Annotated in this window: 10 protein-coding genes and 2 pseudogenes; 3 read left to right on the forward strand and 9 right to left on the reverse strand. The window is 38.2% G+C overall.

The features are described 5' to 3' along the window. The 7 genes from ylxH to rpsO form a co-directional block, all read right to left on the reverse strand. Positions 1–885 carry a flagellum site-determining protein YlxH gene (gene ylxH, locus CXY28_RS00830; protein WP_100979174.1) on the reverse strand — a complete coding sequence of 295 codons (885 nt, stop codon included), beginning with the start codon at positions 883–885 and terminating at the stop codon, positions 1–3. Beyond that, complete coding sequence (flhF, locus tag CXY28_RS00835) at positions 882–2,258, reverse strand: flagellar biosynthesis protein FlhF (protein WP_162974969.1); 1,377 nt, start codon at positions 2,256–2,258, stop codon at positions 882–884. The genes ylxH and flhF overlap by 4 nt, the downstream gene beginning before the upstream one ends. Then, positions 2,255–2,743, reverse strand: a complete 489-nt coding sequence (gene folK / locus CXY28_RS00840) for a 2-amino-4-hydroxy-6-hydroxymethyldihydropteridine diphosphokinase (protein WP_181227872.1) — start codon at positions 2,741–2,743, stop codon at positions 2,255–2,257. The genes flhF and folK overlap by 4 nt, the downstream gene beginning before the upstream one ends. Beyond that, positions 2,743–3,816, reverse strand: a complete 1,074-nt coding sequence (locus tag CXY28_RS00845; RefSeq protein WP_050825445.1) for an aminopeptidase — start codon at positions 3,814–3,816, stop codon at positions 2,743–2,745. The genes folK and CXY28_RS00845 overlap by 1 nt, the downstream gene beginning before the upstream one ends. 13 nt (positions 3,817–3,829) lie before the next feature. After that, positions 3,830–4,333 (reverse strand): type II 3-dehydroquinate dehydratase, encoded by a 504-nt coding sequence (gene aroQ / locus CXY28_RS00850; RefSeq protein ID WP_000699284.1) that lies wholly within the window; start codon positions 4,331–4,333, stop codon positions 3,830–3,832. Positions 4,334–4,462: 129 nt separating this feature from the next. Further along, positions 4,463–5,752, reverse strand: coding sequence for an O-antigen ligase family protein (locus tag CXY28_RS00855; RefSeq protein ID WP_100977279.1), 1,290 nt, complete (start codon positions 5,750–5,752; stop codon positions 4,463–4,465). A 29-nt stretch (positions 5,753–5,781) separates the two neighbouring features. After that, the gene (gene rpsO / locus CXY28_RS00860; protein ID WP_001207122.1) at positions 5,782–6,054 is read right to left on the reverse strand and encodes a 30S ribosomal protein S15; all 273 of its coding nucleotides are present in this window, start codon (positions 6,052–6,054) and stop codon (positions 5,782–5,784) included. Between the two features lie 135 nt (positions 6,055–6,189). On the opposite strand from rpsO, the pseudogene flhA reads away from it, so the two are divergent. From flhA to CXY28_RS09010, 3 genes and pseudogenes are all read left to right on the forward strand, one after another. After that, positions 6,190–8,391, forward strand: a pseudogene (gene flhA / locus CXY28_RS00865) (flagellar biosynthesis protein FlhA). A gap of 30 nt (positions 8,392–8,421) precedes the next feature. Beyond that, positions 8,422–9,465, forward strand: a complete 1,044-nt coding sequence (locus CXY28_RS00870; RefSeq protein WP_198542579.1) for a 3',5'-cyclic-nucleotide phosphodiesterase — start codon at positions 8,422–8,424, stop codon at positions 9,463–9,465. 362 nt (positions 9,466–9,827) lie between these two features. After that, positions 9,828–10,092: pseudogene (locus CXY28_RS09010) on the forward strand (hypothetical protein). A 180-nt stretch (positions 10,093–10,272) separates the two neighbouring features. Here the strand turns inward: CXY28_RS09010 and hsrA are convergent. Then, complete coding sequence (gene hsrA, locus CXY28_RS00880; protein ID WP_001264984.1) at positions 10,273–10,944, reverse strand: response regulator-like transcription factor HsrA; 672 nt, start codon at positions 10,942–10,944, stop codon at positions 10,273–10,275. 361 nt (positions 10,945–11,305) lie between these two features. Further along, on the reverse strand, positions 11,306–12,418 hold the full coding sequence (locus CXY28_RS00885; protein WP_100979177.1) for a metallophosphoesterase: 1,113 nt from the start codon (positions 12,416–12,418) through the stop codon (positions 11,306–11,308). Positions 12,419–12,453: the final 35 nt, after the last annotated feature.

Here is a 12,453-nt window from a genome sequence, read left to right on the forward strand (position 1 = left end):
CTACCCCAAATAATTCAAAAGCCTTTTGAAAAAGCTTTTCAAACCTTCTTTTGGTATTTCTAAAGCACCGGTTTCTAATTTAGAAACCAAAAGACTTGCTATCTGATCAATGGATTGCGAAAACAAATCATTAGGGGCTATTTTTCTCAAAATTTTGCGCTCTCTCACATAGCGTTTCAATAAGGAGCTGTTTTCAATCGCTCCCAAGTAATGCAATTCTAATGAAGCGATATTGTTTTTAGCCACTTTAAACAGCCTTTCATAAGTCGCTCTGCCCTCTTTAGGTTGGGCTACCATGTTAGCGATAAGAAACAATTCATCTTTATTTTTGGAGTTGATTTTAATGCATACATACGCATCGGTAATCGCTGAAGGATCGGGTGTGGTAACAATCACCACGCAATCGCTCGCGTTCAAAAACGCTTGCGTAGTGACTCCAATCCCAGCGCCTGTATCAACCACAATATAATCTAAAGAGCTTAAAACCCCCTCTTCATCCACGAATTGATCTAAAGCTTCTGCGCCGCTAATGTATTTTAAAATTTCTTCGCCGCTATCCCCAGGAATGAGACAAAGCCCGGGTTCAATCTCGCAAATGATTTCTTGCAATTTGGCTTCACCTTTTAAGGCATGCAAGATATTTTTATGGGTTTTCACCCCAAAGATAACATCTAAATTCGCTAAACCAATATCCGCATCAAACACCCCTACCTTATAACCTTTCTTGTATAAAGAGTAGGCTAAATTAGCGCTAATGTTGGATTTCCCCACGCCTCCCTTACCGCTTGTGATAGCGATGAATTTGGTATTCCCTTTATTATCAAAAAAACTTTTAGGGTTTTTAAGATTCATCAAATTATCTAAGCGGCTCGCTTGATTGTTCATGCTTGTTCCTTATTAGGGTTACTAAAGCCATCTAGCATGCAATCCACTAAATATTCATTAGTAGCCACTTTCAAATCCATAGGCACTTCTTGCCCAACAGAAAGATAGCTGATAGGTTTTTGGCTTTCATGCACTAAAGAAAACAAATTCCCTAACCCCCTACTCTCATCTAATTTCGTAAAGATTAAAGTGTCAATCCCTAACACCCCAAAAGAATCATAAATATCTTTCATGTCTTCATACTTAGTGGTAACCGAAAGCACTAAGGACACATCAATATTATAACCCCCATCTATAAATTCCTTCAAACCGGCAATTTTTTCTTTATCGTATTGCGAATGCCCTGTTGTATCCACTAGAATAAAATCGCAGTATTCCAACGCTTCAATTTCTTTAGCAAAATCTTTAGCGTCAATCACCGCTTCTATACTCATTTTCATTTTATTAGCATACCAGCTTAATTGCTCCAAAGCCCCAATGCGATAATTGTCTAAAGTGATAATGCCCACCTTGTATTTTTTAGCTAACATCCTAGAATAGCGCGCGGCTAATTTAGCTAAAGTCGTCGTTTTCCCCACGCCTGTTGGCCCTACAAGCATTAAGATGCGTTTTTGCCTTAAATTCAAATCTTCAGGGCGGCACAAGATCATTTTACGCAACACTTCCCTGAAATAACGCTTAATCGTTACGGAATTTTCGCGCATGCGTAAAGGCATCAATTCCAGGCTCAATTGCATGATTTCATCTAAATGGCTGGATTTCATCCCGCTTTGTTTGGCCAGTTTGTAAATTTCTGCAAATTCTTGAGGGATATTGACAGAATTGGGGTTTTTCTCATCCCAAAACATGTTTTGAATGAGTTTCAAGCTGTCTCTGATTTTACTTAGTTGCAGATTGATGTCTTTAATCTCTTCTTCTTGTTTAACTTCTCTTTTTTCTCTTTCTTTTTTATGGTTGGCTTCATCTTTTAAAGCTTGCAATAAAGCGTCTTGCTTATTAGCCTCTAAAGGTGCATCCTCTAACGGGGTGTCTTTTTCTAAAAGAGTTTTATTTTTTGAAAAACTATAGTTGCGCTGATTAGATGAAACCCCGGCGAGTTTGCGCATTTCTTCTACAGTGCTTGAAAGCTGCATGACCACATCTTCTTCATTCAATTCTTCATCATACAAACTTTCAGGAATAAGGGGGGCTTTAGGGGGTTTGTTTTCGCTCTCTTCTTCAACCGCCACAACGATTTCATAAAGCCCAGAAGAAGTGAGCGTTTTTTTACGGATTTCTTGGGTTTTAAACACCAGCGTATCCACCCCATGGTGGCTTTGAGCGATCTTTAAAGCTTCAGCAGCCGTCTCCCCACTATAGGTATAGAATTTCACCACTCCCCTTTTTTAAAAAGAATTTGTTGCAAAGCCAACGGCACTAACACCGAATCCCTTTCACTCCATTTAGGATGAGGTAAAGTCAAATCATTCTGTCTTAAAATGACTTGGTTGAAAGCGATAATATCAATGTCTAAAGTTCTTGGAGCGTCTTTAAAATCGCGCTTCCTTTGGCGATCAAAACGCCTTTCTATATAAAAAACCAGAGCGAAAAAATGGCGCAAACTTAAAGATGTTTTAAGGATAATCGTAGCGTTATAAAAGTTGGGTTGATTAGTGTAACCAAAAGGCGGATTGATATAAATGGGCGAAGAAAAAATTTTCCCGATCTTACTATGATTTTTAAAATACAAAAAACAATTTTTTAATATTTTTAAAGGGTTTTTAAGATTAGATCCCAACCCTAAAACCACCCTGTTAGAAAAATCAAGCCTTTTTTTAAAAAGGCTAGGGAAAAAGCGGCTAGTAAGGATCTCTCGCATCACAAAAGCTCAGCCCTAGAATTTTTGATCACCACTAAATCTTCAATGCGCACCCCAAAAAATCCAGGGATATAAATCCCAGGCTCTACAGAAAACACCATGCCCTCTTCTAAAATGGTTCCACTGCGCGATGAAATATAGGGAAGCTCATGGATGTCTAAGCCAATGCCATGCCCGGTGCTGTGAGTGAAATACTGCCCATAACCATAATCGCTAATCACCCCCCTAGCCAAGCTGTCCGCTTCTTTACCGGTCATGCCCGCTCTAATGCCTGAAATAGCCTTTTCTTGCGCTTCTTTCACAATGTCATAAATCTTTTGACGCTCTTTATCCTTGAAACTCTGCTCTCTTTTGAATACAAAATCTTTAGGGTCAAAAAAAGCCGTGCGAGTCCTATCCGAGCAATAGCGTTCGTATTTGATCCCCATATCCAAAAGAATGCTATGCTCCGCTTTTAAAAAATCCTTCGCGCTAGGCAAAGCATGGGGTTTGCTCGCGTTCGCATTCAAGGCTAAAATAGGCTCAAAACTCAGATCATAAACCCCCTCTTTAGTCAAAAAGTCCTTAACCTTATGCTGCAAATACCGCTCGCTCAAGGATTCTTTTTCATCAAAAATCTTTTTCACATACTCGGCAAAATTTTCAAAAGCTTCAACATTCAACGCTTGAGATTTTTTGAGGAGTTGGATCTCATGATCGTTTTTAATGATGCGTTTTTGGCGGTGGTAACTAGGCACGCCCTCTAAAGTAACCTTATCCCCAACCGCCGAATCCAAACGCTTGTAGGTTTGCAAATTCACTTGATTGGGGTCAAAAAAGAGCTTTTTAACCGAGTGTTTTGCGATCAAATCAATCGCACTTTGGACTAAATCGCTAGATTCTATCACTTCCGCTAAAACGCCATTTTTAGGCTGAATGCTTTCTTTAGCTTCTTGAGTGTAGCGAGAATCAGTGATAAAAAACGAGCGATCGTCTAATTGCAAAAACAAAGCGTTATCGCAACTATAAGCGCATTCAAAAAACATCGCGTTTTCATTGAGCGTGAAATGCGATTCTCTTTCTAATCCTTTCATGGGTAGCCCCCTTTTATTTTTGATTGTTAATGGGGTTATTAGGGTTGTTTTTTTGGGCTTCTTGGAACGCTTTCATTTCGGCTAAAATATTGACCATCGCCATTAAAGCCATGTTGTAGCCAAGCGGGCCAAATCCCATGATCACGCCTCCACAAGCCGCTCCGGTGTAAGAATTTTTCCTGAATTCTTCTCTGGCTTGAATGTTAGTGAGATGCACTTCAATAACGGGTTTGCCCGCTAGCATGATCGCATCTGCAATCGCAATAGAAGTGTGCGAAAACGCTCCAGGGTTAATAATAATCCCTTCATAATCGCTGCCCACGCTCTCTTGAATTTTATCAATGATTTCACCCTCAAAATTGGTTTGAAAAAACTCTAATTCCACATCTAAATTGCCTTGCTTCACGAAAGTTTGCATGATTTCATGGATTTGGTCTAAGGTTACCATGCCATAAAGTCTTGGGTCTCTGTGTCCTAACATGTTTAAATTAGGCCCTTGAATCACTAAAATTTTCATTAATTTATTTCTCCTTGTTGAATATGGAATGAAACCGCATTATAGCATAAGTTTTTATCTTACCCCTTAAATCCCCCTAAGAGCATCTCACAAGAAACTACCGCTTGACTAATATCAAACTCTTTGATGCTAAAAAGCGCTTTTATCTTTTTTTACAAAAACAGCCATCATGACCATTCCTACAAAAAAACTTCCCGTAATGAAGAAATCAAAGGGGTCAAACCCAATGCCAAAAATGAGATAAAAAGCGAGTGTCGTTAATATAAAGAGCGATATTAAAGAATTTTGTTTTATCCCGCTCCAAAAAATCTTTACAATAACTAATAAAAAAAAGAGCCAGATCAAAAAGCCTATGATCCCCCTAGTGGCTAAAATGTGAATGATTTGATTGTCGTATCTTTCATAACAAAGAATCAAATCTTTGGCTCTATAAGACTTTGATAAGGATAAAATCTCTTCTAACCTCTGGCATTTCTCGCTAGCGGCCATACCAAACAAGGGTCTTAAACGCAAAACCGTTAGGGCTTCTTTCCAGCGCTCCAAACGCCACCCGATACTGCTATCAGCGTCCTTTTTAGCGTAGCGTTTCAAATCTTCTTCAAAGCTTTGGTTTTGAACTCTAGATTGCTCTATTGCCCCCCTTTTTTCTAAAGCGTTACTCCCCACATACAAAGCGCTCAAAATCAGACTCACAACCACCATATAACCCAATGGTTTGAGCGATTTTTTGGCGTATAAAATAAAGCAAGAAAGGATCAAAAAAGTAATAACAAAAGCGATTGTCGCGCTCCTTGTGGCGCTTAAAATAACGACTAAAAACCCCACAAAAACAGAAAGGGTGAAAAAAAGTTTCTCTTTTTGACTTTGCGAATAGAGCGCATAAATATAACAGCCTAAAATGGACACGCTCACTAAAACCACATACTCCTTAACCGTGCTAAACCCTTGCGCTCTGGGCATGTTAAAATAAATTTTTTGCACCAATGAAAGCAAGCCGTTAATGAAATTTGCAACAGCCATGCTATAAAAAAGGACTTTTTGATTCAATTTGATTCTTAAACAACTGGCAAAAAGCAAGCATAACGCCCCACAAGCGTAAGTTAAGGACATGTTTAGAGCGAATAAATTGTAGCGGAAAGTTTGACTATCATACATGTTAAACATGTTAGGGAAGATGCTTAAAAACACGCCCAAAAAAGCCAAAGTGAGCCATTTAAAGGGCATGGTTTTTAGATGATTAACTCTAAAGGTCTCTTTCAAAGACGCTTGGAAATAACACATAAAAAACAAAAAAACCATTAAAACAATCAATAAGACTTGAGTTAAAGGTTTTTTAAACGAAGTGAGAAAAAAAAGAGCAAAAATTAGAGTGAAAACAGAGTCCGCACTAAAAAAGGCCTTCAAACGCTCTTTCAACACAAACTCGCCATACCCTAAAACCGATAAAATTATCTGTCTTTAATGCCTAACTTTTCAATCAAAACCACATAACGCGCATGATTAGTGCGTTTGATGTATTTCAACAAGTTGCGTCTTTGAGCGACTAATTTTAAAAGCCCTAAACGACTAGAATGATCTTTAGGGTTAGCCTTTAAATGCTCGGTTAAAAGCTTGATCCTTTCATTCAACAACGCCACTTGCACTTCACAAGAACCCGTATCGTTTTCTTTAGTGGCAAACGCCTTAATGATTTCTTGTTTTTTCTCCAGATTCAAAGCCATAACGACCTCCTAATTGGTAATAAATTAAAAACGATCATTATAGCGTAAAACAAGCTTTTTTGTATCATACGCTCAAACTTTATATTATAATAAGAGACAAACACACCTACCAGATTAAGGCATTGATTTTAGATTATGGCAAACGAACGCTCCAAATTAGCTTTTAAAAAGACTTTCCCTGTTTTTAAACGCTTCTTGCAATCCAAAGACTTAGCCCTTGTGGTCTTTGTGATAGCTATTTTAGCGATCATTATCGTGCCGTTACCGCCTTTTGTGTTGGATTTTTTACTCACGATTTCTATCGCGCTATCGGTGTTGATTATTTTAATTGGGCTTTATATTGACAAGCCGACTGATTTTAGCGCTTTCCCCACTTTATTGCTCATTGTAACCTTATACCGCTTGGCTTTAAATGTCGCCACCACTAGAATGATTTTAACGCAAGGCTATAAAGGGCCTAGCGCGGTGAGCGATATTATCACGGCGTTTGGGGAATTTAGCGTGAGCGGGAATTATGTGATTGGGGCTATTATCTTTAGTATTTTAGTGTTAGTGAATCTATTAGTGGTTACTAATGGCTCTACTAGGGTTACTGAAGTTAGGGCGCGATTCGCTCTAGACGCTATGCCAGGAAAGCAAATGGCGATTGATGCGGATTTAAATTCAGGTCTGATTGATGATAAGGAAGCTAAAAAACGGCGCGCCGCTCTAAGCCAAGAAGCGGATTTTTATGGCGCGATGGATGGCGCGTCTAAATTTGTCAAAGGCGATGCGATCGCTTCTATCATTATCACGCTTATCAATATCATTGGGGGGTTTTTAGTGGGCGTGTTTCAAAGGGATATGAGCTTGAGCTTTAGCGCTAGCACTTTCACTATCCTAACCATTGGCGATGGGCTTGTAGGGCAAATCCCTGCTTTAATCATTGCGACAGCGACCGGTATTGTCGCCACTCGCACCACGCAAAACGAAGAAGAGGACTTTGCTTCCAAACTCATCACACAGCTCACCAATAAAAGCAAAACTTTAGTGATTGTGGGAGCGATTTTATTGCTTTTTGCAACCATTCCTGGACTCCCTACCTTTTCTTTAGCGTTTGTAGGGGCTCTCTTTTTATTCATCGCATGGCTGATTAGCAGGGAGGGAAAAGACGGGTTGCTCACTAAATTAGAAAATTATTTGAGTCAAAAATTCGGCTTGGATTTGAGCGAAAAACCCCACAGCTCCAAAATCAAACCCCACACCCCCACTACAAGGGCTAAAACCCAAGAAGAGCTTAAAAGAGAAGAAGAACAAGCCATTGATGAAGTGTTAAAAATTGAATTTTTAGAATTGGCTTTAGGCTATCAGCTCATTAGCTTAGCGGACATGAAACAAGGGGGCGATTTGTTAGAAAGGATTAGGGGCATTAGAAAAAAGATAGCGAGCGATTATGGTTTTTTGATGCCTCAAATCCGGATCAGGGATAATTTGCAACTCCCCCCAACGCATTATTAAATCAAGCTTAAAGGCATTGTGATTGGTGAGGGCATGGTGATGCCAGATAAGTTTTTAGCCATGAATACCGGTTTTGTGAATAAAGAAATTGAAGGCATTCCTACTAAAGAGCCGGCTTTTGGAATGGACGCTTTATGGATTGAAACTAAAAATAAAGAAGAAGCCATCATTCAAGGCTACACTATTATTGATCCAAGCACCGTTATTGCGACACACACCAGCGAATTAGTGAAAAAATACGCTGAAGATTTTATCACTAAAGATGAAGTGAAATCCCTTTTAGAGCGCTTGGCTAAAGACTATCCTACAATTGTAGAAGAGAGTAAAAAAATCCCCACCGGTGCGATCCGATCAGTCTTGCAAGCCTTGTTGCATGAAAAAATCCCTATTAAGGACATGCTCACTATTTTAGAAACGATTACCGATATTGCCCCATTGGTTCAAAACGATGTGAATATCTTAACCGAACAAGTGAGAGCGAGGCTTTCTAGGGTGATCACTAACGCTTTTAAATCTGAAGACGGGCGTTTGAAATTTTTAACCTTTTCTACCGATAGCGAACAATTTTTGCTTAATAAATTGCGAGAAAATGGCACTTCTAAGAGCCTGCTACTCAATGTGGGCGAATTGCAAAAACTCATTGAAGGGGTCTCTGAAGAGGCTATGAAAGTCTTGCAAAAAGGGATCGCTCCGGTGATTTTGATCGTAGAGCCTAATTTAAGAAAAGCCCTTTCCAATCAAATGGAGCAGGCCAGGATTGATGTAGTCGTGCTAAGCCATGCCGAATTGGATCCTAACTCTAATTTTGAAGCCTTAGGCACGATCCATATTAACTTTTAATGGATAAATAATTGATAAAAAAGGAGAATGATGCAAGTTTACCACCTTTCACACATTGATTTAGACGGCTATGCATGCCAGCTTGTTTCAAAACAATTTTTTAAAAATACCCAATGCTATAACGCTAATTACGGGCGTGAAGTTTCAGCGAGAATTTATGAGATTCTAAACGCGATCGCTCAATCTAAAGAGAGTGAATTCCTTATTTTGATTAGCGATTTGAATTTGAATTTGAATGAAGCGCAGTATTTGCAGGATAAGATCCAAGAACACCGCTTGCAAAATAAAAACATTCAAATCCAGCTTTTAGATCACCATATCAGCGGTAAGGAAGTGGCTGAGAGTTTCCATTGGTATTTTTTAGACACGAACCGTTGCGCGACTAAAATCGTGTATGAATTTTTGAAAAAGCATTACGCTCTTTTAGAGCCAAAAAACACAACATGGCTAGAGCCTTTGGTGGAAATGGTCAATTCTGTGGATATTTGGGACACGCAAGGTTATGGCTTTGAATTAGGCAAAGTGTGCATGCGCATGATCACTCAAACCTCTGAATTGAATCGTTTCATGTTTGATGATGAAAACCGCGATTATAAATTAAAGCTTTTAGAAGAAGTTAAAAACTATTTGTTTTTAGAAAACGCCCCTGTAGCCTATGATAACGATTTGTTCAGGCTTAAAAAAATCGCTTTAGGGGGCGACCCTGATACAGAAACGATGGACAATATCTCTTCAAATGCGCAAACGCATTTGCTCTCTTTAAAAAAGCATGATTGCAGCGTTTATTACCAGGATAAAAAAGGGTTTTTAAGTTATTCTATGGGGGGTATTAGCGTGTTGGCTAACCTTTTTTTAACGCAAAATCCGGATTTTGATTTTTATATAGATGTGAACGCTAAAGGGAATGTGAGCTTAAGAGCGAACGGGAATTGCGATGTGTGCGAACTCAGTCAAATGTGTTTTAATGGGGGCGGGCATAGGAATGCGAGCGGAGGCAAGATTGATGGCTTTAAAGAAAGCTTTAATTATAAGGATATTAAAGAGCAAGTTGAAGAAATTTTCAATAACGCCTAACGCTAAAGTTAGCTGTTTGTAAAAAGCGTTAGTTATAAAAACTAAGAGTTTAAAAACTCTTTTTGGAAGGTTTAAAAATTTTCATTCCATTGTTTTATGGCAAAAACTCATTTTTTAAGGGGATAAGGAGTATTTTAAAACAACTTCTCTCCCTACAAACCTCCAACTAAATCCCCTAACCCCAAAAAACCGCTTTTTTTAAAAAACTATCGCTTGCTTAAAATCAAGCTCTCTTAATAATTTGATTGTAAAAAACGCTTTTTTAGTATTTTTAGGTTTTTTAAATTATCATCACGCCAACGCAAAAAATCATTTTAAGTTATCTCTCTATTTTATTGTTTTTTGTTGCGGGTATTTGTAGCATGTTAGGGTTTGGGTAATAGTGAGCGGCTATCTTAAAAAGGAGATGACCAACTATGAAACTACTATTAGCAATCATAGTTTTAATGGTTCTCACAACGCCACTATACTAAAATTTTAGTGCAAGCTAGGGTTTAGCTAGCGTTTTCTTTGTGTATTTTTCTTGTATCCCATAAAAATCCCACAAAAATAAGACTTTGTCAATATCCAATGAAAACAGAGCCAAAGTTTGTATTTTTGTGTTTTGATAGATATTTAAATCCATGAATTGATACGAACCTACTTTAGTGTTTTTTAACCAAAACACCCTACTAATCGCAGATAAAATGATTATGATCTTAGCTAAACACCAACATGATATGAGAGTCTCTACTATCGCTATTAAAATATTTGATTTTACCCACTCCACACCCTCATTCTAATCTATTTTTTAGCAAACCACGGAATTTACTCTTCACACGCCGGTTTGGGGTAGCAAAAACGATAGCCTCTGCGCCTCACGGTTTCAACCGTGGAAATCCCCAAGGGTTTATCCATTTTTTGGCGGATTTGATTAATAGCCACTTCAATGACATTAGGGGTAACCATCTCAGGCTCTTCCCAAATAGCGTCTAAAAGCTGTTCTTTGGAGACAATTTGATCCCTGTGTCTGGCAAGATGGGTAAGCACTTCAAAAGGCTTCCCTTTCACTTCAACTTCACGCCCCTTGTAAATAATCTTTTCTTCATCAGGGCTAATGGTCAAATCCCCAATTTCAATCACATTAGAACCCCAAAACCTCAAACGAGCCTCAATCCTTGCGACTAAAGCCTTAATGCTGCGGTAAGGCTTAGCGATATAATCATCCGCACCCTGCTCAAACGCATGGACTTCTTCTTCGCTTGTAGGGTTATCAGAAGAAACTAAAACAACAATAGAAGAATGTTTCTCCTTGATTCTAGAAACAAAACTTAAAGCGTTTTTATCGCTAACCATAACTAAGTCGTAATTCCTAATATCCATAAGATATTCCCCATCCTCTAAACTCTCTGTTACATCAGCCATAAAGCCTTTAACATTTAAGCCTTTTTCAATTTCTCCACCCAAAACAGAATTTTTTTCAATCAGTAGAACGCGCATGGTGTATGACTCCTGCATTTAAGAGTAATTCAAGCACTGATTATATCATAATTTTAAATTAGTTTAAGAAAATATTAATAAAAGTTATCGCTTGATTAAAATCAAGCTCTTTTGTGTTTGGTTGTTGGCTGTAAAAAATACCTTTAAGCGTTTTTTATGGATAATTTTTAAAATCATTTGCTAAAAATCACCATTTTATTGTATAATTACAAATCCAACCATTCCTTATGGTTTGGTTGGCACCGCTTAAGATTGAAGGGTCACCTCCCCCTCCTTTCCCTTTGTCTTGGCGGTTGTTTTTAACCCCTTGTTTTAATCCCTGTTTTTAACCGCTTGATTACGATTTTAAGATTTTGTTCAACTAAGCTTGATTTTTAGGTAAAAGCCTAAGGTATGCGATCTCGCTAGGGGCTAAAAACCTTAAAGGAACGCCCCAATACCCTGCCCCACTGCTCACATAAATTTGAGTGGTGCCGCTGTGCTTGTATAAACCATGTAAATAGGTTTGCGCTAACTTGACTAAAAGGCTAAAGGGAAAGATTTGCCCTGCATGGGTATGCCCTGAAAGCACTAAATCCACAGAGTGGCCTTCTTTGAGGCTTCTAATTTGTTTGGGCTGGTGGGCTAAAAGGATCGTGGGCTTACTACTATCACGCTTTTTTAAAGCTTTGTCAATATCAGGGGCAAAATTTTGATGCTTCCTTGCGAAATAATCATACACGCCGCACAAATTGATCCCCCCTAAACGCACGCATTCATTCCCTAAAATCGTCAAATTAAGCGTGTTAAGAAACGATAAAATCGGCTCTATGCCATGATAATACTCATGATTTCCTGGCACATAAAAAGTGCCATGCGTGCTTTTAAGGTTGTTTAAGGGCAGTAAAAAAGATTTGACTTTTTCAATGCTTTCATCCACTAAATCCCCCCCAATCAGTACCATATCCACTTCTTTTTGATTGACTTCTTCTACAATGTAATCAACAAAATCTTTTTGCAACAAACTCCCCACATGCATGTCTGTGAGTAAAATAATCTTTAATTCTTTATCCAGCTTGTCTAAATAAATAGGGGTTTCTTTGATTTTAGGGCGGGCTAATCCTTCATAAAACCCGCGCCAAAAATACCCTAATAACGCCAGATAAAACCCTAATTTTAAAAAGTTTTTTAAACTTTTACGTCTTGAATGCAAAAAATCTATTTTTTCTATGGAGTAGGAAAACCCATAAAAACTCAAAGAAAAAATAAACGCAATAAAAGACACAAACGAACACGCCGAAGTCAAAACAAACAAATGGCTAGGCATAATATTTCTATAAAAAGCAAAAGCCGCCTCGCCTATGCTCAAAAGGATAAAAAACCCTAAATAAGCGTATTGAGAAAATTTCTTTAAGGTTAAAAACGATTTCAACATCCTAAAAGAACTATAATTCAAAAGACACAAAACCAATAAAAACGCTATGGAGATCAGCATACCACCCTTTTATATAGTCATAATGTTTTGGTTTA

This window comes from Helicobacter pylori (assembly GCF_002832345.1).
Lineage (GTDB): Bacteria > Campylobacterota > Campylobacteria > Campylobacterales > Helicobacteraceae > Helicobacter > Helicobacter pylori_CP.